This is a genomic window from Mycolicibacter sinensis (genome assembly GCF_001673565.1).
Classification (GTDB): domain Bacteria; phylum Actinomycetota; class Actinomycetes; order Mycobacteriales; family Mycobacteriaceae; genus Mycobacterium; species Mycobacterium sinense_C.
The window spans coordinates 1-23,516 of sequence record NZ_LZMF01000115.1 but is presented as its reverse complement, the minus strand read 5'-3'; the positions used below and the strand labels follow the sequence as shown (position 1 = coordinate 23,516).

Annotated in this window: 24 protein-coding genes and 1 pseudogene; 14 read left to right on the top strand and 11 right to left on the bottom strand. The window is 69.7% G+C overall.

From position 1 onward, the window contains the following. Positions 1 to 87: 87 nt before the first annotated feature. The 7 genes and pseudogenes from modA to A5648_RS16140 all read left to right on the top strand — a co-directional run bounded on the left by modA (position 88) and on the right by A5648_RS16140 (position 5,136). Positions 88 to 852, top strand: a complete 765-nt coding sequence (gene modA / locus A5648_RS16165; protein WP_065025518.1) for a molybdate ABC transporter substrate-binding protein — start codon at positions 88 to 90, stop codon at positions 850 to 852. Positions 853 to 856: 4 nt separating this feature from the next. Then, on the top strand, positions 857 to 1,645 hold the full coding sequence (locus tag A5648_RS16160) for an ABC transporter permease (protein ID WP_065025517.1): 789 nt from the start codon (positions 857 to 859) through the stop codon (positions 1,643 to 1,645). Between the two features lie 62 nt (positions 1,646 to 1,707). Further along, positions 1,708 to 2,088, top strand: a pseudogene (locus A5648_RS25120) (ATP-binding cassette domain-containing protein); the annotation flags it as partial. 315 nt (positions 2,089 to 2,403) lie between these two features. Beyond that, positions 2,404 to 2,754 (top strand): TOBE domain-containing protein, encoded by a 351-nt coding sequence (locus tag A5648_RS25115; protein ID WP_428844346.1) that lies wholly within the window; start codon positions 2,404 to 2,406, stop codon positions 2,752 to 2,754. A gap of 36 nt (positions 2,755 to 2,790) precedes the next feature. Next, positions 2,791 to 3,702, top strand: coding sequence for an APA family fibronectin-binding glycoprotein (locus A5648_RS16150; protein WP_065025516.1), 912 nt, complete (start codon positions 2,791 to 2,793; stop codon positions 3,700 to 3,702). Positions 3,703 to 3,758: 56 nt separating this feature from the next. Then, positions 3,759 to 4,073, top strand: coding sequence for a GlsB/YeaQ/YmgE family stress response membrane protein (locus tag A5648_RS16145; RefSeq protein WP_065025515.1), 315 nt, complete (start codon positions 3,759 to 3,761; stop codon positions 4,071 to 4,073). A gap of 34 nt (positions 4,074 to 4,107) precedes the next feature. After that, positions 4,108 to 5,136: a zinc-binding alcohol dehydrogenase family protein gene (locus A5648_RS16140; protein ID WP_065025514.1), complete on the top strand. Its 1,029-nt coding sequence runs from the start codon at positions 4,108 to 4,110 to the stop codon at positions 5,134 to 5,136. Positions 5,137 to 5,149: 13 nt separating this feature from the next. On the opposite strand, the gene A5648_RS16135 is transcribed toward A5648_RS16140, so the two are convergent. Genes A5648_RS16135 through A5648_RS16125 form a run of 3 tightly spaced genes read right to left on the bottom strand, consistent with a single transcriptional unit; the run spans position 5,150 to position 8,798 of the window. Then, positions 5,150 to 5,917: a CPBP family intramembrane glutamic endopeptidase gene (locus tag A5648_RS16135; RefSeq protein ID WP_065025513.1), complete on the bottom strand. Its 768-nt coding sequence runs from the start codon at positions 5,915 to 5,917 to the stop codon at positions 5,150 to 5,152. Positions 5,918 to 5,976: 59 nt separating this feature from the next. Next, positions 5,977 to 6,387, bottom strand: coding sequence for an MmpS family transport accessory protein (locus A5648_RS16130; RefSeq protein WP_082966532.1), 411 nt, complete (start codon positions 6,385 to 6,387; stop codon positions 5,977 to 5,979). Between the two features lie 5 nt (positions 6,388 to 6,392). Next, the gene (locus A5648_RS16125) at positions 6,393 to 8,798 is read right to left on the bottom strand and encodes a phosphoketolase family protein (protein ID WP_065025520.1); all 2,406 of its coding nucleotides are present in this window, start codon (positions 8,796 to 8,798) and stop codon (positions 6,393 to 6,395) included. A 57-nt stretch (positions 8,799 to 8,855) separates the two neighbouring features. Between A5648_RS16125 and A5648_RS16120 the strand changes: the two genes are divergently transcribed. Both A5648_RS16120 and A5648_RS16115 read left to right on the top strand, forming a co-directional pair. Continuing rightward, positions 8,856 to 11,234, top strand: a complete 2,379-nt coding sequence (locus A5648_RS16120; RefSeq protein WP_065025511.1) for a CaiB/BaiF CoA-transferase family protein — start codon at positions 8,856 to 8,858, stop codon at positions 11,232 to 11,234. 10 nt (positions 11,235 to 11,244) lie between these two features. Next, entirely contained in the window at positions 11,245 to 12,723 is a 1,479-nt protein-coding gene (locus A5648_RS16115) for an acetyl-CoA acetyltransferase (protein ID WP_065025510.1), read from the top strand. A 9-nt stretch (positions 12,724 to 12,732) separates the two neighbouring features. Here A5648_RS16115 and A5648_RS16110 read toward each other — a convergent pair whose 3' ends face one another. From A5648_RS16110 to A5648_RS16100, 3 genes are all read right to left on the bottom strand, one after another. Further along, positions 12,733 to 13,965, bottom strand: a complete 1,233-nt coding sequence (locus tag A5648_RS16110; protein ID WP_065025509.1) for an NAD(P)/FAD-dependent oxidoreductase — start codon at positions 13,963 to 13,965, stop codon at positions 12,733 to 12,735. A gap of 63 nt (positions 13,966 to 14,028) precedes the next feature. Next, the gene (locus tag A5648_RS16105; protein ID WP_065025508.1) at positions 14,029 to 14,664 is read right to left on the bottom strand and encodes an endonuclease; all 636 of its coding nucleotides are present in this window, start codon (positions 14,662 to 14,664) and stop codon (positions 14,029 to 14,031) included. Between the two features lie 49 nt (positions 14,665 to 14,713). Then, entirely contained in the window at positions 14,714 to 15,943 is a 1,230-nt protein-coding gene (locus A5648_RS16100) for an alpha-hydroxy acid oxidase (protein ID WP_065025507.1), read from the bottom strand. A gap of 26 nt (positions 15,944 to 15,969) precedes the next feature. On the opposite strand from A5648_RS16100, the gene A5648_RS16095 reads away from it, so the two are divergent. Next, positions 15,970 to 16,437 carry a DUF1810 domain-containing protein gene (locus A5648_RS16095; protein WP_065025506.1) on the top strand — a complete coding sequence of 156 codons (468 nt, stop codon included), beginning with the start codon at positions 15,970 to 15,972 and terminating at the stop codon, positions 16,435 to 16,437. Here the strand turns inward: A5648_RS16095 and A5648_RS16090 are convergent. From A5648_RS16090 to A5648_RS16080, 3 genes are read right to left on the bottom strand one after another with little or no spacing between them, the layout of a single operon-like run. Next, the gene (locus tag A5648_RS16090; protein ID WP_082966531.1) at positions 16,359 to 16,904 is read right to left on the bottom strand and encodes a deaminase; all 546 of its coding nucleotides are present in this window, start codon (positions 16,902 to 16,904) and stop codon (positions 16,359 to 16,361) included. The two genes, A5648_RS16095 and A5648_RS16090, sit on opposite strands and share 79 nt — an antisense overlap. 58 nt (positions 16,905 to 16,962) lie before the next feature. Beyond that, positions 16,963 to 17,502, bottom strand: coding sequence for a carboxymuconolactone decarboxylase family protein (locus tag A5648_RS16085; RefSeq protein ID WP_065025505.1), 540 nt, complete (start codon positions 17,500 to 17,502; stop codon positions 16,963 to 16,965). A gap of 46 nt (positions 17,503 to 17,548) precedes the next feature. Next, positions 17,549 to 18,136: a peroxiredoxin gene (locus A5648_RS16080; protein ID WP_065025504.1), complete on the bottom strand. Its 588-nt coding sequence runs from the start codon at positions 18,134 to 18,136 to the stop codon at positions 17,549 to 17,551. 128 nt (positions 18,137 to 18,264) lie between these two features. Between A5648_RS16080 and A5648_RS16075 the strand changes: the two genes are divergently transcribed. After that, a complete protein-coding gene (locus A5648_RS16075) occupies positions 18,265 to 19,200 on the top strand; it encodes a hydrogen peroxide-inducible genes activator (RefSeq protein WP_065025503.1) in 936 nt (311 codons plus the stop codon). 41 nt (positions 19,201 to 19,241) lie between these two features. Continuing rightward, positions 19,242 to 20,003, top strand: coding sequence for an enoyl-CoA hydratase/isomerase family protein (locus tag A5648_RS16070; protein WP_065025502.1), 762 nt, complete (start codon positions 19,242 to 19,244; stop codon positions 20,001 to 20,003). Here A5648_RS16070 and A5648_RS16065 read toward each other — a convergent pair whose 3' ends face one another. After that, positions 20,004 to 20,240, bottom strand: a complete 237-nt coding sequence (locus A5648_RS16065) for a (2Fe-2S)-binding protein (RefSeq protein WP_065025501.1) — start codon at positions 20,238 to 20,240, stop codon at positions 20,004 to 20,006. It lies immediately after the preceding gene. Positions 20,241 to 20,250: 10 nt separating this feature from the next. Beyond that, complete coding sequence (locus A5648_RS16060; protein WP_065025500.1) at positions 20,251 to 20,910, bottom strand: fatty-acid--CoA ligase; 660 nt, start codon at positions 20,908 to 20,910, stop codon at positions 20,251 to 20,253. 272 nt (positions 20,911 to 21,182) lie between these two features. Between A5648_RS16060 and bfr the strand changes: the two genes are divergently transcribed. Together bfr and A5648_RS16050 are read left to right on the top strand one after the other, a co-directional pair. After that, a complete protein-coding gene (bfr, locus tag A5648_RS16055) occupies positions 21,183 to 21,668 on the top strand; it encodes a bacterioferritin (RefSeq protein WP_065025519.1) in 486 nt (161 codons plus the stop codon). A gap of 42 nt (positions 21,669 to 21,710) precedes the next feature. Next, positions 21,711 to 23,516 (top strand): MDR family MFS transporter (locus A5648_RS16050; RefSeq protein WP_065025499.1); only part of this gene is annotated, 1,806 nt, incomplete at its 3' end.

Below are 23,516 nucleotides of genomic sequence, written 5' to 3'. Positions count from 1 at the left end.
CTACCGGCCAGGACCCATTTCCTGTCGGCAACCCACGTTCACATGTGAGTGAGGCCCCAGCCCCCCATACCGTCTAAAGTGCGAGGCATGTGGCGAACCCGGGCGGTCTCCGGTGCGGTAGTGGTCATGTTGGCGGGGGGACTGACAGGCCTGACCGGGTGTAGCTCCGGCCCCGCCACGCCGTCGATCACCGTGTTCGCGGCGGCGTCACTGCGCCCGGCGTTCACCGAGATCGCCGAGCAGTTCAAAACCGATCATCCCGGGGTAGCGGTGGAGTTCAACTTCGCCGGATCCTCGGACCTGGCCACCCAGCTGACCCAGGGTGCGCGCGCCGACGTGTTCGCCTCGGCCAACACCGCCCAGATGGACAAGGTCGCCCAATCCGGCCTGCTGGACGGCGAGGCGGTGCCGTTCGCCACCAACACGCTGGTGATCGTCACCGCCCCCGAAAACCCGCACGCGGTGCGGTCCTTCGCCGATCTGGCCGCGCCCGGCCTGACCGTGGTGATGTGCCAACCGCCGGTACCGTGCGGGGCGGCGACCCACCAGGTCGAGGATGCCACCGGAGTGCGGGTGAACCCGGTCAGCGAGGAACCCGACGTCACCGACGTGCTCAACAAGGTCACCACCGGCCAGGCCGACGCCGGTGTGGTCTACCGCACCGACGCGATCAACGCCGGCGAGAAAGTCGCCACCGTCGAGTTTCCGGAGGCGGCCGGGGCGGTCAACACCTACCCGGTCGGGGTGCTCAAAGACGCTGCGCAACCCGGCCCGGCCAAACAATTCGTCGACCTGGTGACCGGCGCGGCGGGGCAGAAGATCCTGCACGCGGCCGGCTTCGGCAAGCCCTGAGCCGGTGCACCGGCCCAACGACCTGCCGGGCTGGGTCTATGTGCCCGCCGCGATCGGCGCTGCGTTCGTGGTGCTGCCCCTGGTGGCGATCGCGGTCCGGGTCGACTGGCCGCATTTCTGGACGCTGATCACCAGTCCGTCCTCGATGACGGCGCTGCTGCTCAGCCTCAAGACCGCCGCGGCCAGTACCGCGTTCTGCATCGTGCTCGGCGTGCCGATGGCGCTGGTGCTGGCGCGCAGCCGGGCGCGGGTGGTGCGGGTGTTGCGCCCGCTGGCGCTGCTGCCGCTGGTGTTGCCGCCGGTGGTGGGCGGCATCGCGCTGCTGTACGCATTCGGGCGGCTCGGGCTGCTGGGACGGCACCTGGAGGCGGCCGGGATCCACATCGCGTTCACCACCACCGCGGTGGTGCTGGCGCAGACCTTCGTGTCGCTGCCGTTCCTGGTGATCGCGCTGGAGGGCGCGGCCCGCACCGCCGGCGCCGACTACGAGGTGGTGGCCGCCACCCTGGGGGCCCGGCCGAGCACCGTGTGGTGGCGGGTGACGTTGCCGCTGCTGACACCGGGCCTGATCTCGGGTGCGGTGTTGGCGTTCGCGCGGTCGCTGGGCGAGTTCGGCGCGACGCTGACGTTCGCGGGCTCCCGCGAGGGCGTCACCCGGACGCTGCCGCTGGCGATCTATTTGCAGCGGGTGACCGACGCCGACGCCGCGGCGGCGATGTCGCTGCTGTTGGTGGCGGTGGCCGCGGTGGTGGTGCTGGGCCTGGGCGCTCGCCGGCTGGCCGGCGTCTGGTGACCGCCATGGCGGACGGGCTCACGCTGCACGCGGTGCTGGCCGAGCGCGGCCTGGATGTCCGGGTGACCGTCGCGCCGGGTGAGGTGCTGGCCGTGCTCGGGCCCAACGGCGCCGGCAAATCCTCTCTGCTGCACGTAATTGCCGGGCTGCTGCGGCCCGACACGGGTGTGGTGCGCGTCGGTGATCGGGTGCTGACCGACACCGCGGGCGGCGTGCACGTCGCCACCCAGGACCGCCGGGTCGGCCTGTTGCTGCAGGACCCGCTGCTGTTCCCGCACCTGAGTGTGGCGGCCAACGTGGCGTTCGGCCCGCACAGCCGGCGCCGCTTCGGCCGCCGCCGGCGCGGCCGGGCGGCGGCGACCGCGTGGCTGCGCGCAGTGGATGCCGCGGAGCTGGCCGATCGCAGGCCGCGGCGGCTCTCCGGCGGACAGGCGCAGCGGGTGGCGATCGCCCGGGCCCTGGCCGCCGAACCCGAGGTACTGCTGCTCGATGAACCGCTGGCCGGGCTCGATGTGGCCGCGGCGGCCGCGGTGCGCAGCGTATTGCGGGACGTCATCACCACCGGGCGCCGCACCACGGTGCTGGTCACCCACGACCTGCTGGACGTGTTCGGGCTGGCCGATCGGGTCCTGGTGCTCGAGTCCGGCCGGGTCGCGGAGATCGGCAGTACCGCCGAGGTACTCGCCGCGCCCCGCAGCCGATTCGGCGCGCGCATCGCCGGATTCAATCTGGTGGCCGGGGTGATCGACAGCGACGGCATGCTGCGCACCCAGTGGGGGGATCAGTGGCAGGGAACCGCCGATGACGGACTGGCCGCCGGCCGGCCGGCGGTCGCAGTCAGCACACCGCGAGCGGTTGCGGTGTATCGGCAGCCTCCGGCGCACGGCAGCCCGCGAAACCTCGTCGAGGTCACGGTTGCCGAACTGCAGGCCCGCGGCAGCGCGATCCAGGTCCGCGGGCTCGACCAGCCGGACGGAGCGCCGGGACTGGCCGCCGACATCACCGCCGACGCCGCCGCCGAGCTGAGGCTGACACCGGGTGAGGTCGTCTGGTTCGGCGTCAAGGCGCAGGAAGTGACGCTGCGCGCGACACACCCCGGCGTGGATTAACTTGCGTACCGGTGCGGAGGCGGTAGTTTTTCTGCCATGAAGCAGGTGGACGTGACCTCAACGGCCCACAAGGGCATTCGTGCGGTAGCCGCGACGACGTGGGCCGCCGCGACCGCCGGTGTGCTGGCCTTCGCCTTGGCGGCTCCGGCCTACGCGGACCCGGTCCCAGCGCCGCCGCCGTCGCCGTCGGCAGGTGCCGACGCTCCACCGGCGGACGCCCACACGCCGCCGGCTGACGCCAATACGCCGCCGCCGGGCGACTCGAACGCCCCGCCGCCGGTCGCCGAGCCGGGCGCACCCGAGGTGGGCAGGGTCGATGACGCGGCCGGCGGATTCAGCTACGTCCTGCCGGCCGGCTGGGTCCAATCCGACACCAGCCACCTCGAATACGGCTCCTCGCTGCTGAGCAAGAAGACCGGCGAGCCGATGCTGCCCGGGCAGCCGGCGCCGGTGGCCAACGACACCCGGATCGTGCTCGGCAAGCTGGACCAGCGGCTCTACGCCAGCGCCGAGACCGACAACGCCAAGGCCGCCACCCGACTCGGATCGGACATGGGCGAGTTCTTCCTGCCCTTTCCCGGGACTCGCGCCAACCAGGAGAGCGTCCCACTGGCCGGGGGTGATCTGACCGGCAGCGCCTCCTACTACGAGGTCAAGTTCACCGACCCCGCCAAGCCGGTCGGCCAGATCTGGAGCGGCGTGATCGGCGTCCCGCCGGCGGACGGCGGCACCGGCGCCCAGGCCGAGCGGTGGTTCGTGGTGTGGCTGGGCACCGCCAACAACCCGGTGGACCGGGGCGCGGCCAAGGCGCTGACGGAGTCCATCCGCCCACTGGGCGCGGCCCCGGCTGAGCCGGCGCCCGGTGCCGTCCCCGGCGGCCCGGGTCAGGCGCCCCCGCCGGCGGGTGTTCCGGAGTCCGGATCAGGGCCGGCCGCTCCGGCGGCATGACCGTCGGCCGGTCGCAGTCGCCGCCTTGGCGGCCCCCGACCAGCTAACCTGGCGGCATGACCGCACAATGGGATGTCCTGGCGGCGACGGGGTTCCTCGCGGAACGCTCGACGACGTTGACCAGCGTCGGCTGGATCGGTTACATCATCATCGGCGCGATCGCCGGATGGATCGCCGGCAAAGTCGTCAGGGGTGGCGCCTCGGGCATCCTGGTGAACATATTCATCGGGATATGCGGCGCGTTGCTCGGCGGGTTCCTGCTGAGCTTCGCCTTCGACACCGCATCCGGCGGCTGGTGGTTCACCCTGTTCACCGCGACGCTGGGGTCGATCCTGCTGCTGTGGCTGCTCGGACTGGTGCGTAAACGCTGACCGGTCGGCCGGGCGCCGCGCGCAGAATGTCGTCATGGACGCGCAGGACTTCGGCATGACCATGATGGCCTGGCGGGTGCAGCGACCCGGCCCCATCGCCGACGCGCCACTGCGCCGGGTCAGCACCGCCATGCCTCGGCCACAACCATCGGAACTGCTTGTGGCGGTTCGCGCCTGCGGGGTGTGCCGCACGGATCTGCACGTCGTCGAAGGTGACCTACCGGTACACCGCCCCGAGGTGACGCCGGGTCACGAGGTGGTAGGCGAGGTCGTCGAGGTCGGCGCTGAAGCCGGCGACGACTTCGCTGTGGGGGACCGAGTCGGAATCGCCTGGCTGCGCCACACCTGTGGTTCCTGCCGCTACTGCCGCCGGGGCGATGAGAACCTTTGCCCGCAGTCGCGCTACACCGGTTGGGACGACGACGGCGGCTACGCCGACTTCGTAACCGTCCCTGCGGCGTTCGCCCATCATCTGCCCGCCGGCTACAGCGACAGCGAATTGGCGCCGCTGCTGTGCGCGGGCATCATCGGCTACCGCTCGCTGCTACGTGCCGACCTGCCGCCCGGCGGCCGGCTCGGAATCTACGGCTTCGGCGGCAGCGCGCACATCACCGCGCAGGTCGCGCTCGCCCGCGGCGCCGAAGTGCACGTGATGACCCGCGGCCTCCGCGCCCGGGAGTTGGCGCTGGAGTTGGGTGCGGCCTCAGCGCAGGGGCCGACCGACCCGCCGCCGGTGCCGCTGGACTCCGCGATCCTGTTCGCGCCGGTCGGCGACCTGGTGCCGGCGGTCTGCCAGGCTCTGGATGCCGGCGGCACCTGCGCGATCGCCGGGATCCACCTCAGCGACATCCCGCCGCTGAACTACCAGCGCCACCTGTTCCGGGAACGCCAGATCCGATCGGTGACCTCGAACACCCGCGCCGACGCTCGCGAGTTCCTCGCCTTCGCGGCCGAACACCACATCGAGGTGACCACGCCGGAGTATCCGCTGGGTGAAGCGGACCGAGCGCTGGCAGATCTGGCGGCGGGGCGGATCGCCGGTGCGGCGGTGCTATTGGCGTGAAGCGCTGAACCGCTCAGGCCGACAGCTGCCACACCAGGGCGGCGGCCAGCGCGCCGACTCCGTTGAGCGACCAGTGCAGCGCAATCGGGGCGATGAGGCTGCCGCTGCGCCGGCGGAGCCAGCTGAACACGAAACCGGCCGCCCCGGTGGCCAGCACCGCCAGCAGTACGCCGGCCACCATGCCCAGAAACCCGCCCCCGAACAGCCGGGTGAAGCCGACGTTGCTGCTGGTCAGCCCCAGCGAAGTGGCGACATGCCACAACCCGAACAGCAGCGAGCCAGCCGCGGCGACACCGCGGAAACCCCAGGCCCGATGCAACGCACCGTGCAGCGCGCCGCGGAACGCCAACTCCTCGGGGATGACGGTCTGCAGCGGGATGACCAGCATCGAGGCCACCACAGCGCCGGAGACGGTGGCGTAGTGGTTGTTCAGGAACATCGGCCGGGTCCAGGGCAGCATGGCGCCGACGACGATCACCGACACCACCACCAGCACCGCGGCCGCGGCGTAACCGACCCCGGATTTCCAATGCGCCCGGCCCAGGCCGAGCTCGGCCCAGCTCAGACCGTTGCAGCGGACCAAAACCACCAGGCCGACGGCGGTGGCGGGGACCGTGGCGACAGCCGCCCAGGGCGTGGTGAAATGCGCTACCAGATTGGCCAGCGCCAAGACCACCACGACGACGGCGACGTCGACGAAGGCGCGAAACTGGTGCAGCGCCGAGAGTTGGGACACCACTGGATGCCGCCCCCCGGGTGCCGCGAAATCGTGGCCAGGCATTGGTCCCGGATTCTACCCGCGGCTCGGCCTCGGTGTCGTCCCGAAGGATTCGGCCGGTGTTATCGGGGCCCGTGGGTCTCGCACAGCACCCGGGCCGGGTTGCCGGTCGCGCTGTTCTGGGCGACCACCTTTCCCTTGACGGTGACGGTGCAGCTCAGCGCTCCCGGGCCGGCGCTCTGGGCGCTCAGCGAGTAGGAGGCGGGGCTGGCCGCGTTCGTCATCGAGCCGGTCAACTGGATCGACCACGGCAGCGGGACGTTGGTGGCGTGCGCCTGACCGTTCTGGGTCTGATAGGTGACATACCCGGCGACGCCGGTGCCGCTCAGGTCGTAGCGCACCGGCACCTTGGTGTGATCCGGGGTAGCGCCGGCCGACGGGACGCCGGCGAGGGCGGCCGCTGCCAGAAGGACGCCGCTCAGCAGCGACATCGCCTTGCGGGGCGTCCGGACCGGTGACGGGTGAGCAGTCATGGGCGTCACCTTATCTCGCCGTCGGTGCCGGCCACCCCCGTTCGCCACGTCCAGTCGGTGATGCGCGGATCGTCCTCGCCGTGCTCGCGGGTGTAGAGCCGGGCGGCCAGCCGGGCGTCGGCCATCTGCTGGCGCAGTACCGCGCTACGTTCCCCCAGGCCCGGCACCCGATCGAGGACGTCCATCACCAGATGGAAGCGATCCAGGTCGTTGAGCATCACCATGTCGAACGGTGTCGTGGTGGTGCCGCGCTCTCGGTAGCCGCGCACGTGCATCTGGTCGTGGTTCGTCCGCCGATAGGTGAGCCGGTGGATCAGCCAGGCGTAGCCGTGATAGGCGAAGATCACCGGCTTGTCGCGGGTGAACAGAGCGTCGAACTCGTTGTCCGGCAAGCCATGTGGATGCTCGGTCGCAGGCTGCAACCGCATGATGTCCACCACGTTGACCACCCGAACGGCAAGGTTGGGTAGCTCCCGACGCAGGATGTCGGCGGCAGCCAGTGTCTCCAGCGTCGGGACGTCGCCGGCACAGGCCAGCACCACGTCCGGCTCGCCGGTAGCGGTGCCGGCCCAGTCCCAGATGCCCAGTCCCCGGGTGCAGTGCGCCACCGCCTGGGCCATGTCCAGGTAGGCCAGCGCCGGCTGCTTGCCGGCGACGATCACGTTGACGTAGTTGCGGCTGCGCAGGCAATGGTCGGCCACCGACAGCAGGGTGTTGCCGTCCGGCGGTAGGTAGACCCGCACCACCTCGGGGCGCTTGTTGGCCACCAGATCGATGAAGCCCGGGTCCTGGTGCGATGCCCCGTTGTGGTCCTGGCGCCAGACGTGGGAGGTCAGCAGATAGTTCAGCGAGGCGATCGGCCGCCGCCACGGCAGCTCGCGGCTCACGGCCAGCCACTTCGCGTGCTGGTTGAACATCGAGTCGACGATGTGCACGAACGCCTCGTAGCAGTTGAACAGCCCGTGCCGGCCGGTCAACAGGTAGCCCTCCAGCCAGCCCTGGCACAGGTGTTCCGACAGCACCTCGAGCACCCGGCCCTCGGGGGCGATGTGGTCATCGCCGGGCTCGGTCGCCGACAGCCAGACCCGATCGGTCGTCTCGAACACCGCCGAGAGGCGATTGGAGGCCGTTTCGTCGGGACCCATCAACCGGAATCGGTCGCGGTTGCGGTCGATGACGTCGCGCAGGAACGCCCCCAGCACCCGGGTGGCCTCGTGGACCTCGGTGGCCGGCCGGGGCACCGGCACGGCGTAGTCGCGGAAGTCCGGCAGGTCCAGGTCGCGCAGCAGCAGCCCGCCGTTGGCATGCGGATTGGCACTCATCCGGCGATTGCCGCGCGGCGACAGTGCCGCCAGCTCGGGCCGCAGCCGGCCGGACTCCTCGAACAGTTCCGCCGGGCGGTAGCTGCGCAGCCATTCCTCCAGCTGTCTGCGGTGCTCGGGGTCGGTGCGGGTCTGCGCGAGCGGCACCTGATGCGACCGCCAGCTGCCCTCGACCTGTTTGCCGTCCACGACCGCCGGGCCGGTCCAGCCCTTGGGTGTGCGCAGCACGATCATCGGCCATACCGGCCGCGTCGTCGAGTCGTGGGCGCGCGCGGTTCGCCGGATCGTCGCGATGTCGTCGAACGCATCGTCGAGCGCGGCGGCGAGCAGTCGGTGCACGACGGCCGGGTCGTCGCCGGCGACGGTGATCGGCCGGTATCCGTAACCGCGCAGCAGCGCCTCCAACTCTGATTGTGGGATCCGGGCCAGCACGGTCGGATTGGCGATTTTGTAGCCGTTGAGATGCAGGATGGGCAGTACCGCGCCGTCGACGGCGGGGTTGAGGAATTTGTTCGAATGCCAGCTGGCCGCCAGCGGCCCGGTCTCGGCCTCGCCGTCGCCGATGACACAGGCCACCACCAGGTCGGGGTTGTCGAAGGCCGCCCCGAACGCGTGCACCAGCGCGTAGCCGAGTTCGCCGCCCTCATGGATGGAACCCGGCGTCTCGGCGGCGACGTGGCTGGGTATCCCACCGGGAAATGAGAACTGCCGGAACAATTTTCGCAGGCCGTCGGCGTTCTCCCCGATGCCGGTGTAGACCTGGCTGTAGGTGCCTTCCAGGTAGGCGTTGGCGACCAGCGCCGGGCCGCCGTGGCCGGGGCCGGTGACGAAGATGACGTCGGCGTCGCGGTCGCGGATGATCCGGTTGAGGTGGGCATAGACCAGATTCAGCCCGGGGGTGGTACCCCAGTGCCCCAGTAGCCGCGGCTTGACATGCTCGGCGGCCAGCGGCTCGGTCAACAGTGGGTTGTCCAGCAGATAGATCTGGCCCACCGACAGATAATTGGCGGCCCGCCAATAGGCGTCGATGCGTGCCAGTTCGTCGTCGGAGAGCGTGGCCGGTGCCGGCGTCGTGGTCTCTGCACTCATCTCTGCGATTGTCCGCGTCGAAGCCGAACCGCGGCAACCGTTCATTACCCTGGCCACGTGCTGCTGGAATCGGTTCGCGTCCTTGATCTGGCCGGTGGTGACGCTGACGCGGTCACCCGGCTGCTCGCCGACCTGGGCGCCGACGTGCTCAAAGTGGAGCCGCCCGGCGGCAGTCCGGCGCGCACCGCTCCGCCGCTGCTGGGCGGCGTGAGCATCTCGTTCGCCCTGCACAACGCCAACAAGCGCAGCGTCACCCTGGATCCGGCCGTCGAGGCGCACCGCCACCGGTTCGACGAGCTGGCGGCCACCGCCGACATTGTGGTGGACAGCGGCCGGCCGGGCCGCATCGCCGACTTTCCCTCGTGTGCGGAGCTGGCCGACCGGTTCGGTCACCTGGTGACGATGTCGGTCACCGACTTCGGGACCAGCGGGCCGCGGGCGCCCTGGCAGGCGACCGACGCGGTGCTCTACGGCCTCTCCGGCGCGCTGTCGCGCTCCGGGCCCACCAGCGGAACGCCGGTGCTGCCGCCGGACGGAATCGCCTCGGCGACCGCGGCGGTCCAGGCCGCCTGGGCTGTGCTGGTCGCCTACTTCAACCGATTACGGTGCGGCACCGGCGATTACATCGACTTCTCCCGCTTCGACGCGGTGGTCACCGTGCTCGACCCGATGTTCGGTGCGCAGGGCCAGGTCGCCGCGGCCCGGCGCGGGGCGAGCCGCTGGCGCGGGCGGCCCCGCAACCAGGACGCCTACCCGATCTATTCGTGCCGGGACGGCTATGTCCGGTTGTGCGTGATGTCGCCGCGCCAGTGGCGTGCCCTGTGGTCCTGGCTGGGGGAGCCGGCCGAGTACGCCGACCCCCGATTCGGCGTGATCGGTGAGCGGTTCGCCGTCTGGCCGCAGATCAGCGTGCTGGTCCGCAAGCTGGTCGCCGACCAGGACATGGCCGCGCTGGTCGCGGCCGGCCAAGCCCGCGGCGTGCCGATCGCCGCGGTAGGGGAACCGGCGCAGGTACTGGCAGGTGAGCACTTCGCGGCGGCCGGGGCCGCGACCGAGGCCGAACTGGCCCCGGGGCTGTCCGCGCTGATCCCGACCGGCTACTACGTGATCGATGATCACCGAGCCGGCTTCCGGAACCCGGCGCCGGTTCCCGGGGACATGAGCACCAGCTGGCGAGCCCGCCCCACGGTCGGCCCCGCGCCGGACGCCGCGATCGGTTCCCGGCCGTTCGACGGAATCCGGATCGTCGACCTGGGGGTCATCGTGGCCGGCGGCGAAACCAGCCGGCTCTTCGGCGACCTGGGCGCCGAGGTCATCAAGGTGGAGAGCGCGGCCTACCCCGACGGCCTGCGGCAGACCCGCGCCGGATCGGCGATGAGCGAGTCGTTCGCCTGGACGCACCGCAACAACTTGGGCTTCGGCCTGGACCTGCGCAGCCCGGCCGGCAAGGAGATCTTCGGGCGTCTGGTGGGCGCCGCTGATGCGGTGTTCGCCAACTTCAAACCGGGAACACTTGGCGCCCTTGGGATTTCCTACGACACGCTGCGGGGTCTCAACCCGCGGGTGGTGTTGGCCGAGAGCAGCGCGTTCGGGGAGACCGGGCCGTGGAGCGACCGGATGGGCTACGGCCCGCTGGTGCGCGCCACCACCGGGGTCACCGCGTTGTGGACCGCCCCGGAGGGGCCGGCGGATAGCGGACGCCATCCGTTCTATGACGCGACCACCGTCTTCCCCGACCACGTGGTCGCACGGGTCACCGCGATCGGTGCGCTGGCCGCGCTGATCGCCGCCCGGCGCAGCGGTGCCGGAGCCCACGTCCACGTCTCGCAGGCCGAGGCCGCCGTCAACCAGCTCGACAGCTGCTACGTCGCACGGGCCGCGGGAGCGTCGGTACAACCGGATACCGCGGTGGACCTGGTCTGCCCGTGCTCCGGCGATGACGAATGGTGCGTGATCTCGCTCCGCGGCGACGACGAGTGGCGCAGTCTCGCAGCGGCTTTCGGCGACGCGGGGTTGGCGTCCGATCCACGCTTCAGCACCGGTGCGGCCCGCGTCACGCACCGCGCGGAGTTGGTGGAGCAGTTGGCTCGGCACACCGCCGGGCGCACACCGGCCGACGTCGGGCAGCTGCTGCAGGCGGCCGGGGTGGCGGCCGCTCCGATGAACCGGCCGCCCGACATCGCCGAGGATCCGCAACTGGCCCACCGCGCGGTGTTCGCCGACATGACCCATCCGCTGATCGAGCACCCGTTGCCCGCTGAAACCGGGCCTGCACCGTTCCGCCACATCCCGCCGGCCCGGCAACGGCCCGCTCCGCTGCCCGGGCAGGACACCCGCGCGATCTGCGGCAGTGTGCTCGGCCTCGACGAGGACGAGACCGAGCGGTTGATCGCCGCCGGCGTGCTGTTCGCCGGCGACCAGTTCGCCCCCGGTTAGTCTTACGCCCATGCCCGTCGACCCCCGGACACCGGTGCTGATCGGCTACGGCCAGATCAATCATCCCGACCACGCCGACCCGGTCGAACCCGTCGATCTGATGGCGGCCGCGGCGCGCCGGGCCGCCGATGACCGGGTGCTGCGCACCGTCGACTCGATCCGCGTGGTCAACCTGTTCTCGGCGCGCTACCGCGATCCGGGTCTGCTGCTGGCCCAGCGGATCGGCGCCGATCACCCGGCCACCCGCTACAGCCCGGTGGGCGGCAATGTGCCGCAGTCGCTGGTCAACCGGGCCTGCCTGGATATCCAAACCGGCCGCGCCGGCGTGGTGTTGCTGGCCGGCGGCGAGATGTGGCGCACCCGAACCCGGCTACGGGCCGCCGGCGGCAAACTGGCCTGGACCCGGCAGGACGAAACCGTCCCGATGGCCGAATGCGAGGGCCAGGACGTGCCCATGTCGGGTCCGGCCGAGGAACGCATCGGCTTGGACCGGCCCGCTTACGTTTACCCATTGTTCGAGCAGGCGCTGCGTATCGCCGCGGGGGAGACGGTCGACGCCCATCGCCGGCGCATCGGTGAGCTGTGGTCGCGGTTCAATGCGGTCGCCGTCGACAACCCGCACGCCTGGATCCGTCAACCCGTCGGTGCCGACGAGATCTGCCAGCCCGGGCCGAAGAACCGGATGATCAGCTGGCCCTACACCAAATTGATGAACTCCAACAATATGGTCGACCAGGCTGCCGCGCTGGTGCTCACCTCGGTGCAGGCCGCCCGCGAGCTGGGGATCCCCTCGGAGCGCTGGGTTTTCCCGCAGGCCGGTACCGATGCCCACGACACCTACGCGATCGCCGAACGGGCTGAGCTGCACCGCTCTCCGGCCATCCGGACCGCGGGCACGCGGGCGCTGGAGCTGGCCGGTGCCGAGGTCATAGCCGAGATCGATTATCTGGACCTGTATTCGTGTTTCCCGTCGGCGGTTCAGGTGGCCGCGGCCGAACTCGGCTTGCCCACCGACGATCCCGATCGATCGCTGACGGTGACCGGGGGCCTGACCTTCGCGGGCGGGCCGTGGAACAACTACGTGATGCATTCGATCGCCACCCTGGCTGAGCTGCTGGTCGCCAACCCCGGCCGGCGCGGCTTGATCAGCGCCAACGGCGGCTACCTGACCAAGCACAGCTTCGGGGTGTACGGGACCGAGCCGCCCGAACGCGGTTTCCGTTGGGAGGACGTGCAATCCGCCGTCGATGCACTACCCACCCGCCCGGCGATCGTGAGCGGGCAGGGGACCGGTGCGGTGGAGTCCTGGACGACACCGTTCGACCGTGACGGGCGGCCCCAGCAGGTGTTCGTAGCGGTCCGGACGTCCGAGGGCGCCCGCAGTCTGGCGGTGATCCGCGACCCCGACACCGCCGAAGCAAGCGTGCGCGAGGACATCGCCGGAGCCGCCGTGCGTTTCCACGACGACGGCACCGCGACGCTGCATTAGCGCCGAGACTCAGGCGGACAGGTCACCCAGCGGTGTCCCGGGATCGGCCAGCCGGTCGGGGTCGACGGGCCGCTGCGCCGCGATCAGGGCTTTGATGTCGTCGAGGCCTTCCCAGATGTTGACGTTCATCCCGGCCAGCACCCGGTTGTCGTCGCCGAGCCAGAAGCTGGTGAACTCGCGGCCGTCGGTGTCGCCACGGAACACCACGCGGGCGTACTCGGGCGCGTGTCCGACGTATTCCATGCCGAGGTCGTACTGGTCGGTGAAAAAGTAAGGCAGCTCGGCGTATTCGCCCGACTCGCCGAGCATGCCGGCCGCCGCGACCACCGGCTGCTTGAGGGCGTTCGCCCAGTGTTCGGTGCGGATCCGGGTCCCCAGCAGGGGATGCTGTGCGGCCGCGATGTCACCGACCGCGTAGATGTCGGGGTCGCTGCTGCGCAAACCGGCATCCACCAGCACACCACCGCCGCCGGTGGCAAGGCCGGCCTGTTGGGCCAATTCGATGTTGGGCTGGGCGCCGACGGCGACCAGCACAGCGCTCGCGTTGATCTGCGAGCCGTCGCCCAGGCGCAGACCGGTGGCGGCACCGTCGGCCGTGGTGATCTCCGCGACGGCCGATCCCAAGCGCAGGTCGACGCCATGTTCGCGGTGCAGGGCGGCGAAGACGGCGCCGTTCTCGGCGCCCAGGCTGGCCAACAGTGGCAGTTCGGCGGTCTCCACCACCGTCACGTCGACTCCGCGCTGCCGGGCACTGGCGGCCACCTCCATGCCGATCCAGCCGGCGCCCACCACCGCCAGGGAGGAACCGGCGGCCAATGCGGAATCCAGTGCGGCCGCGTCATCGACGGTGCGAAGGTAATGCACCCCGCGGGCGTCGGCGCCTGGGATCGGCACCCGCCGTGATCGCGAACCCGTGGCCAACAGCAGCTTGTCGTAGCTCAGGCTGGTGCCGTCGGCCAGTCCGACGGTGTGACCGGCCGGATCCAAGCTCACCGCGCGAGCACCTGTCCGCAGCTCGACGTCGTGCTCGCGGTACCAGTCCTGCGGGTGCACGGTGAAGTCGCCGAGAGTCTTCTTGCCGGCCAGGAACTCCTTGGACAGCGGCGGGCGCTCGTAGGGAAGCTGCTGCTCCTCGGCGAGAAGCACGATCGTTCCGTCGAAGTTCTTGGCGCGCAACGCTTCGGCGGCCTTGGCGCCGGCCCGGCCGCCGCCGACGATCACGAGTGAGGTTGATGCCGACACGAGATCCTCCGCTCTACGCGACGTCATCGGCCACCCTACCGGCGATTACGGCGGCGTGTAGGGTCAATCGGCGAGCCGCTCGCGCACGTCGGCGTCGAGGGAGTAGCGCACCAGCGCCGCCGCGAGCTCGGCATTGCGGCCATGCGACAGGGTGCCGAGTTCGCTTGCAGTAGCGGGTAATCCGAGATCGCGAGCGGCGGCCAGCGCGAGGTGGTCGAAGGTGGACCGAGCCCAGGGCCAGACGTCTTGGACTTCCCGAAGGAAGATGCTGGCGCCGGTGTCACCGATGCCTTTGAAGTCCTTGAGCAGCTTCAGGGCGTCATCGGCACGGCGGCCGCTGCGCTCGGCCAGCAGACGCAGGTCGCCGCGGTATTCCTGCTGCACGGCTTCGGCGAGCTCGGCCAGCCGAGTGGCCGAACTCTCGTCGTAGCGGCGGTAATGGGCGCGGCCCATCGCCTCGATCATGGTGCGGCGATCGGCCTCGAGGACTTTGTGCGGAGTGCGCAGACCGCTTTTGAACAGTTCATGCGCCGCCCGGGCCGCGATCGCGGCGTCGATCGGCTTGCTGGCAAGCATGCACAGGGTCAGCAGCTGAAACAGCGGCATCGGCTGATTACGCAGCCGGATGCCGGCCTCCTGCGCATAGGTCTTACCCGCACGCCGCAGTAGCCGGCGTACCAGTTCTTTCTCGTTCTGCACCGCCGAGGGATACCCGCTGTGGTCGCGGCAGCAAACCCGACATGGTCCGCTAGCGCAGCGGAACCAGCCGTTGCAGTTGAGTGACGTGCTGCGGCGACAGTTCCGCGAGTTCGCTGACCCCCAGCAGCCGCATGGTGCGCCGGATCTGCTCGGCGAGGATGTCGATGACGCGCTGGACCCCGGCCTGCCCGCCGGCCATCAGGCCGTACAGGTAGGCCCGGCCGATCAACGTGCAGCGCGCGCCCAGGGCAATCGCCGCGACAATATCGGCGCCGGACATGATTCCGGTATCCAGCAGAATCTCGGTGTCGGTCCCGACCTCGCGCGCTACCTGCGGCAGCAGTGCGAACGGCACCGGCGCCCGGTCGAGCTGCCGGCCGCCGTGATTGGACAACACGATGCCGTCGACACCGAGATCGACGACGGCGCGGGCGTCGGCAAGGGTCTGGATGCCTTTGACGACGAACCGGCCCGGCCACTGGGACCTGACCCAGGCCAGGTCGTCGAAGGTCATACTCGGGTCGAACATGCTGTCCATGTACTGCGCGACGGTGCCCGACCACCGGTCCAGCGACGCGAAGGCCAGCGGCTCGGTGGTCAGCAGATCGAACCACCAGCCCGGGTGGACGGCGGCGTCGGCCACCGTGCGCAGCGTCAGCGCCGGGGGGATGGTCATGCCGTTGCGGGTGTCGCGGCGTCGGGCCCCGGCGACCGGGCAGTCCACCGTTGCCAGCAGGGTGTCGTAGCCGGCAGCGGCGGCGCGGCCCAGCAGCGCCATCGACCGGTCGCGGTCGCGCCACATGTAGAGCTGAAACCAGCGGCGGACCTCGGGAGCGGCCGCCGCCACCTCTTCGATCGAGGCGGTGCCCAGGGTCGACAGCGAAAAGGGGATGCCGGCGGCCTCGGCGGCCCGGGCGCCGCCAAGCTCGCCTGCGGTGTGCATCAGCCGGGTGAATCCGGTGGGTGCGATCGCGAAAGGCAATGCCACCGGCGCCCCGAGGACCTCGCGGCTGGTGTCGACGGCTGAGACATCGCGCAGGATCGCCGGATGAAACTCGACATCGCGGAAGGCTTGTCGGGCCCGGTCGAGCGAGATTTCGTCTTCGGCGGCACCGTCGGTGTAGTCGAAGGCGGCCTTGGGGGTGCGCCGTTTGGCGATGCGGCGCAGATCTTCGACGGTCAGCGCGGCATCCAGGCGCTGCGCGGTGCGATTGAGCCTGGGCCGGCGGAAGCGGATCAGCGGCGCGAGATCACGGACGCGGGGAAACCGTCGTTGCATCCTCGAACTGTGCCACGGTTGATCCCATGGCGAATCATCCCGATCCGTTCAGACTGCAGCGCTTCGTCGAGGCGCAAGCAACGGTTTACGACACCGTGGTCGCCGAGCTGCGGGACGGCCGCAAGCGCAGCCACTGGATGTGGTTCATCTTTCCGCAGTTGGCCGGGCTGGGCAGCAGCGCGATGGCGCAGCGCTACGGCATCGCGTCGCTCGCGGAAGCCCGCGCCTACCTGGATCACGAGCTGCTCGGCCCGCGGCTGCATGAATGCGCGCGGCTGGTCGACGCAGTGCGGGGTCGATCGATCCAGGAGATTATGGGCCGGCCCGATGACCTCAAACTGCGCTCGTGCATGACGTTGTTCGCCCGGGCCTGCACCGGTGAACACTGCAGCGACTTCCGCGCGGTGCTGGACCGCTATTTCGGTGGAGCGGAGGATCCGGTGACCGTGGACCGACTTGACGGATCCGACTCGGAGCCGCCGCGGCGCGGGTAGCGGGCGCGAAACAGCGCCTTCAAGTCTTCTTCGAATTCCGGTGCCGGTCCGTCGACCACCAGGTTGGGTGCGACGGCGGTGATCGGCAGCGGAGCCACCGGCGCGGCCGGCGCGTGCAGCTCGGTCAGCCACTCGGTCAATTGGGCCGCCGACGACGCGTAGACGATCCGGCCCAATCCGACCCACGCGTGGGCCGCCGCGCACATCGCGCAGTGCTCACCGGAGGTGTAGACGGTGGACCGGATACGCCGGTCCGGCGACAGGTGGGCCACCGCCCACTGAGCGATGGCGAACTCGGGATGGCGGGTGGGATCGCCCTCGCCGGCCCGGTTGCGGTCCTCGAAGAGCACGGTCCCGTCGGCGCCGACCAGCATCGAGCCGAACGGATCGTCGCCGCGTTCCAAGGCCACGCCCGCCAATTCCACGCAGCGGGCCAGATACTCACGGTCGGCGTCGCTGAGTGCCATACGACCGGAGTCTACGGCGCGCGCCGGGCAATGCCCGGCGCGCGCCGATCGGGACTCGCTAGGACGAGGCGGCCGGTAGCGCGTCGGCGGCGAAGATGGCCTGGGCCACCCCCGCCACGATCGAGGCGACCTTGAGTGCCTCCAGCACCGCCTCGCGGTCCACACCCGCCTCGCGCACCACCTGCTCGTGCGAGGCGACGCAGGCCTGGCAGCCGTTGATCGCCGAGACTGCGAAACTCCACAGCTCGAACGTGGCCTTGTCGACTCCCGGGTTGCCGATGATGTTCATCCGCAATCCGGGCCGCAGGTCGTCGTAGGCGCCGTCCAAGAAGTGCCGGCCACGGTAGAACACGTTGTTCATACCCATGATCGACGCCGCACCCAGGGCGGCCTGGTAGGCCTCCGCCGAGAGGTTGTCCGCGGCTTCGGCGCTGATCTCGGCCAGCACCGTGGCGTTACGCGTCGCCGCGGCGCTGGCCAACAGGCTGCCCCAGAGCTGCTCCTCGTTCAGAGCGGTGGTGCGAGCGATCGAACCCAGGTTGAGCTTGAGGTCCTTGGCGAATTCCGGGACCGCGTTCTTGAGATTCTCGATACTCATATGGCGCTATTCCTTCTCGTCGCCGGCACGCTGCACCGGGCCCCGATCAGACCGATTCTTTGAGCAGCTCGCCGGCGTTGATCGTCGGGTCGCCCTTCTTCCAGTTGCAGGCGCACAACTCGTCGGACTGCAGCGCGTCGAGCACGCGCAGCACCTCGTCGACGTTGCGGCCCACCGAGCCGGCCGTGACCGACACGAACTGGATCTCGTTGTTGGGGTCGACGATGAAGGTGGCCCGGTCGGCCACGCCGTCGGCGTTGAGCGCACCGGTCGCCTCGATCAGCTCGCGCTTGAGGTCCGAGAGCATCGGGAACGGCAGCGTCTTGAGGTCCTCGTGCTGCGCGCGCCACTGGAAGTGCACGAACTCGTTGTCGATGGACGCGCCGAGCACCTGGGCGTCGCGGTCGGCGAACTCATCGTTCAGCTTGCCGAAGGCGGCGATCTCGGTGGGGCAGACGAAGGTGAAGTCCTTGGGCCAGAAGAACACCACCCGCCACTTGCCGGGGTGGTCGTCGCTGGTGACAGTGGTGAAGTAGTCGTCCGGCTTCTTGGCATCGACCTGGGTCAGGTCGCCGGGAACAACGGCCTTGAGCCGGTAGGACGGGAACTGGTCGCCGATGGTCAGCAGTGCCATGACACTCCTCGTTGTGTGCGTCGTTGTGTGAGAATTCCGGGCGCTCGGGTCGCTTCAGCGCCGCACGCTCCATACTGCCCTATCGCAATTAAAAATAAAAGGTGATACTTCGCACTATAATTATCGGCATGACCGATACAAATTATCAGCCGACGCTGGCGGGACTGCGGGCCTTCGCCGCGGTCGCCGAGAAGCACCACTTCAGTCTCGCGGCAGCCGGTCTGGGCCTGAGCCAGTCGACGTTGTCGCAAGCCGTGTCGTCACTGGAGTCCGGCTTGGGCATCCAGCTGATCGAGCGGTCCACCCGGCGGGTCTTCCTGACCGCGGAGGGCCAGCAGTTGCTGGGACATGCCCACGCCGTGCTCGACGCAGCGGCGCGCTTCACGGCTGCGGCCGCCGGCGTCGCCGACCCGCTGCAGGGCACCATGCGGCTCGGCCTGATCCCGACTGTGGCGCCGTACGTGCTGCCCGCGGTGCTGGCCGGGTTGCCGGAAAGCCTGCCGGAACTGAACCTGCGGGTGATCGAAGACCAGACCGAGAGGTTGCTCACCGGGCTGCGTGAGGGAGCAGTGGATGCCGCGCTGCTCGCCCTGCCGGCCGAAGCCTCCGGAATGTCGGAAATCCCGATATATGACGAGGATTTCGTGTTGGCGCTGCCGCCGGGGCATGCGCTGGCAGGTAAGCGCCGGGTACCGCCGACCGCCCTGGCGGACCTGCCGCTGCTGCTGCTCGACGAAGGGCACTGCCTGCGCGACCAGGCCCTGGACATCTGCCGCAATGCCGGGGTGCGGGCCCAGTTGGCCAACACCCGCGCGGCATCGCTGGCGACCGCGGTGCAGTGTGTGACCGGTGGCCTGGGGGTGACGTTGATTCCGCAGACGGCGGTAGCGGTGGAAGTCGAGCGCAGCGGGCTGGCGCTGGCCCAGTTCGCCCCGCCCCGCCCCGGCCGGCGGATCGGGCTGGTGTTCCGCACCTCCAGCGGGCGTGGAGAGCCCTACCGGCGGTTGGCGGGCATCATCGGCGACGTGATCGCCGCGCGGCACCAGGTCGACCGGGTCCAGTAAGGGCTACCTCCCTCCGTTCGAGCACGGTTTAGGCTGCACGGGTGATTCTGAAGATCGAGGACGAGAACCGGGTCCGGACGTGTACGTTGAACCGCCCCGACGCGCTCAACGCGTTCGACGAGGCGCTGTACGACGCCACCGCCGAGGCGCTGCTGGCCGCCGCCGACGACCCGGAGGTCGCCGTCGTGCTATTGACCGGCGCTGGGCGCTCCTTCAGTGCCGGCACCGACCTCAACGAGATGCAGGCCCGGATCAGCGACCCGCAGTTCACCCCCGGCAAGTACGGTTTCACCGGGCTGGTCGACGCCCTGGCGGCCTTTCCCAAACCGCTGATCTGCGCGGTCAACGGCATCGGCCTGGGCATCGGCGCCACCATCCTCGGTTATGCCGATCTGGTGTTCATGTCCGCGACGGCACGGTTGAAGTGCCCGTTCACCAGCCTTGGAGTCGCGCCGGAAGCCGGGTCGTCCTACCTGCTTCCGCAATTGATCGGTCGGCAGAACGCGGCCTGGCTGCTGATGTCCTCGGAATGGGTGGATGCCGAGGAGGCGCTGCGCATGGGCCTGGTCTGGAAGGTGTGCGAACCGGAAGCGCTGCTCGACGAGGCGCGCCGGCACGCCGAAGTGCTTGCCTCCCGGCCGATTTCAAGTCTGAAGGCGGTCAAGGCCACCATGGTCGCACCGGGCCGCGATCAGGTGGCCGCGGCCACCGCGCGGGAGAACGCGCTGTTCGCCGAACTGATGGGCGCCCAAGCCAACGCCGACGCGCTGGCTGAGTTCACCGGGCGGCGACAGAACCGCTGATCAGCGGGATCCGACCGGCGTGATGTCCAGTGCGAGGTGCCGCAGCGAGCCGTTGACCGGACCTGAGGGCGCCGCGGCCAGGGTGGCTTCGATGATGCCGCGGACCGTGCACCGGCACCGGCCGCAGTCGCCGCCGGCACCGCACATCGCGGCGACCTCTTTCGACGTCGACGCGCCGGCCGCGACGGCATCGGACACCATCTGATTGGTGGCTCCGACACAAAGGCAGACATACATGGCTATACCCCTACTGACCGCCGCCCGCAGGCGCCATCAGATCGATTGCGGCAGCGAACTTTCCGACGAACGGTCCGGGATAGCCGCCGACACCCACGCCGGCCATCCACTCCGCAGCGGTGTCCGGGTGGTCAATCCAGCGCTGTGCGCTTGCCGCGTTGTCGATCTCCAACAGCGTCATCACCTCGTTTCCGTCGTCGACGGCCTGATACACCCACACTTTGCGCACGCCCGCGCCGGCGAACCGATCCAGTCCGCGATGCACCTTTGCCATCAGGTCCGCGGGGTCGCCGACGGTGGACACCACGCCGACGATCACCTCTGAACCGCCCCGTGAATCGGGCTCCTCGGGGCCGGGCTCGTCGAGGTTGATCTTCTCGGTGACCTCGCCGGCGAAGATCGCCGGCAGGTCGTTGACCCCGGAGCGGTCGAACCACTCGAAGACGGCGGGGGAGCGCAGCAGCTCCTTGACCGATATCCGGTGTCGCAGGCCGATCGTCACCAGCACCCGGTCGGGTTCGGACACCGAGGTGTAGAGCACCGCATGGCGGGCTCCGAGCCCCAGCAGCGGGGTGTGGTCGTCGCGAATCAGCGCCCAGGTGCGATCGATGTCGTCGACGCGGTAGTCCAGCGCCAGCACCAGCGAATGCGGATCGTTGCGCTGCGACATGCAACCGCCCGAGATGCCGACACGTCGGCCAGGCGAAGCAAGTCTCATGTTAGTAGAGTCTAACCTAAGTTGAGCGCATCCCGCAGGGCCGCACCGCGATCCGCTTTCCGCCGGGCCCGATGCCGATGCGCCGATTCGACGCGCCGAGACACGGGTAAACACCGCACCGTGGCCGGTGACCTGCACTAGATTGAGTTCGGCGCGTTACGGCGATGATCAAGCCCCAGACGGCGCGGGGGCATGCGAGGTTCTTCACACCCAGAGGAGTGATCATGCAAGGCGACCCCGAGGTTCTGAAACTGCTCAACGAGCAGCTGACCAGTGAGCTCACCGCGATCAACCAGTACTTTCTGCACGCCAAGATGCAGGACAACTGGGGTTTCACCGAGCTGGCCGGCCACACCCGCGAAGAGTCGATGGAAGAGATGCGCCACGCCGAGACGGTGACCGACCGGATTTTGGTGCTCGGGGGCCTGCCGAACTACCAGCGCATCGGCTCGCTGCGTATCGGGCAGACCCTGCGCGAACAGTTCGAAAGCGACCTGGCACTGGAGATCGACGTGCTCAACCGGCTACGCCCGGGCATCGTCATGTGCCGCGACAAGCAGGACAGCACCACAGCCAAGATTCTGGAGACCATCCTCGCCGACGAGGAGTCCCACATCGACCACCTGGAAACTCAACTGGAGCTGATGGACAAGCTGGGCGAGGCGCTGTACGCGGCGCAGTGTGTCTCCCGCCCGCCGTCGTCAGGGTAGCGGCGGGGGCCCGTCCGCACGGACCGCGACGGGAAGGCAAGAATGACCGATGCGACGCAGGTCGCAGACGATGTGCGGCCCGAGCCGGTCAGCCCGCAGCGCCGCAACCTGATCTTCTTGGCGATCGTGTTCGGCCTGTTGATGGCCGCGCTCGACCAGACCATCGTCGCGACCGCGCTGCCGACCATCGTCTCGGATCTGGGCAACGCCGGCCATCAGTCCTGGGTGGTCACCAGCTACCTGCTGACCTCGACCATCGCGACGATTTTGGCCGGCAAGCTCGGCGACCTGTTCGGCCGCAAACTGGTGTTCCAGACCGCGGTGGTGTGCTTCGTCGCCGGGTCGGTGCTGTGCGGGTGGTCCGCGTCGATGGAGATGCTGGTCGGTGCCCGAGCGCTGCAGGGCATCGGCGGAGGCGCGATCACCGTGACCGCCGCGGCGCTGATCGGGGAAGTCATTCCGCTGCGCGAACGAGGCCGCTACCAGGGCATGCTGGGCGCGGTCTTCGGCGTCACCACCGTGATCGGTCCGCTGCTGGGTGGTTACTTCACCGACTACCTGAGCTGGCGGTGGGCGTTCTGGATCAACGTGCCGATCTCGGTGGTCGTGATGCTGGTGGCCGGGGCGGCGATCCCGGCGCTGGCCGGCCGGGCCAAGCCCGTCATCGACTACGCCGGGATCGTCCTGATCGGCCTGGGCGCCACCGGACTGACGCTGGCCACCAGCTGGGGCGGCACCCGGTACAGCTGGGGGTCGCCGACGATCATCGCGTTGTTCGCCGGATCGGTGGTGGCGCTGGCGCTGTTCGCCCGGGTGGAAACCCGGGCCGCGGCCCCGATCCTGCCGACCCGGCTCTTCGCCGAACCGGTGTTCGCGGTGTGCTGTGTGCTGGCGTTCGTGGTCGGCTTCGCCATGCTGGGAGCGCTGACCTTCCTGCCCACCTTCATGCAGTACGTCGACGGTGTCTCGGCGACCACCTCGGGACTGCGCACGCTGCCGATGGTGGTGGGCATGCTGGTGATGTCCACCGGTAGTGGCACCCTGGTCGGCCGGACCGGCCGGTACAAGATCTTTCCGGTGCTCGGCACCGCCCTGATGACGATCGCGTTCGGGCTGATGTCACAGATGGACGCCGCCACCCCGGCGCTGCTGCAGTCGCTGTACCTGCTCATCCTGGGCGCCGGGATCGGGCTGTCGATGCAGGTGCTGGTCCTGGTCGTGCAGAACACCTCGAGCTTCGCCGACCTGGGGGTCGCCACCGCCGGGGTCACGTTCTTCCGGACCATCGGCAGTTCGTTCGGGGCCGCTGTCTTCGGGTCGCTGTTCGTCAACTTCCTCGACGACCGCCTCGGTTCCGCGCTACGCACCGCCGGGCTGGCTCCCGACGCGGCCGCCTCGCCCGAAGCGCTGCACCGGCTCTCCCCGGAGCAGGCGGCGCCGATCGTGCAGGCCTACGCCGACTCCCTCGGCCAGGTGTTCTTGTGGGCCGCGCCGGTCGCGCTGCTCGGGTTCGTGCTGGCGCTGTTCCTGCGCGAGGTCCCGCTCAAGGAGCTGCATGACAGCGCCGTCGACCTCGGCGACGGCTTCGGCATGCCCACCACCGCATCGTCGGACGAACTGCTGGAGACCGCGATCGGGCGGCTGCTGCGCAACGCACCCGGGGTGCGGCTGCGCAGCATCGCGATGCGGGAGGACTGCGAACTCGATGTCGCCGGGCTGTGGACGGTGCTGCGCATCTACCGCTACGCCGAAGTTTTCCGTACGGCACGGCTCAGTGACATCGGCAAGAACCTGCGGGTGCCCTACGAGATCCTCGAACCCACCGTCGATCGCCTGGTCGACCAGGGC

Coding starts and splice junctions, on each gene's coding strand:
- modA (WP_065025518.1), top strand. CDS start 88: ATGTGGCGAACCCGGGCGGTCTCCGGTGCGGTAGTGGTCATGTTGGCG.
- A5648_RS25115 (WP_428844346.1), top strand. CDS start 2,404: ATGCTGCGCACCCAGTGGGGGGATCAGTGGCAGGGAACCGCCGATGAC.
- A5648_RS16150 (WP_065025516.1), top strand. CDS start 2,791: ATGAAGCAGGTGGACGTGACCTCAACGGCCCACAAGGGCATTCGTGCG.
- A5648_RS16145 (WP_065025515.1), top strand. CDS start 3,759: ATGACCGCACAATGGGATGTCCTGGCGGCGACGGGGTTCCTCGCGGAA.
- A5648_RS16140 (WP_065025514.1), top strand. CDS start 4,108: ATGGACGCGCAGGACTTCGGCATGACCATGATGGCCTGGCGGGTGCAG.
- A5648_RS16135 (WP_065025513.1), bottom strand. CDS start 5,917: ATGCCTGGCCACGATTTCGCGGCACCCGGGGGGCGGCATCCAGTGGTG.
- A5648_RS16130 (WP_082966532.1), bottom strand. CDS start 6,387: ATGACTGCTCACCCGTCACCGGTCCGGACGCCCCGCAAGGCGATGTCG.
- A5648_RS16125 (WP_065025520.1), bottom strand. CDS start 8,798: ATGAGTGCAGAGACCACGACGCCGGCACCGGCCACGCTCTCCGACGAC.
- A5648_RS16115 (WP_065025510.1), top strand. CDS start 11,245: ATGCCCGTCGACCCCCGGACACCGGTGCTGATCGGCTACGGCCAGATC.
- A5648_RS16100 (WP_065025507.1), bottom strand. CDS start 15,943: ATGCAACGACGGTTTCCCCGCGTCCGTGATCTCGCGCCGCTGATCCGC.
- A5648_RS16095 (WP_065025506.1), top strand. CDS start 15,970: ATGGCGAATCATCCCGATCCGTTCAGACTGCAGCGCTTCGTCGAGGCG.
- A5648_RS16090 (WP_082966531.1), bottom strand. CDS start 16,904: ATGGCACTCAGCGACGCCGACCGTGAGTATCTGGCCCGCTGCGTGGAA.
- A5648_RS16085 (WP_065025505.1), bottom strand. CDS start 17,502: ATGAGTATCGAGAATCTCAAGAACGCGGTCCCGGAATTCGCCAAGGAC.
- A5648_RS16080 (WP_065025504.1), bottom strand. CDS start 18,136: ATGGCACTGCTGACCATCGGCGACCAGTTCCCGTCCTACCGGCTCAAG.
- A5648_RS16075 (WP_065025503.1), top strand. CDS start 18,265: ATGACCGATACAAATTATCAGCCGACGCTGGCGGGACTGCGGGCCTTC.
- A5648_RS16065 (WP_065025501.1), bottom strand. CDS start 20,240: ATGTATGTCTGCCTTTGTGTCGGAGCCACCAATCAGATGGTGTCCGAT.
- A5648_RS16060 (WP_065025500.1), bottom strand. CDS start 20,910: ATGTCGCAGCGCAACGATCCGCATTCGCTGGTGCTGGCGCTGGACTAC.
- bfr (WP_065025519.1), top strand. CDS start 21,183: ATGCAAGGCGACCCCGAGGTTCTGAAACTGCTCAACGAGCAGCTGACC.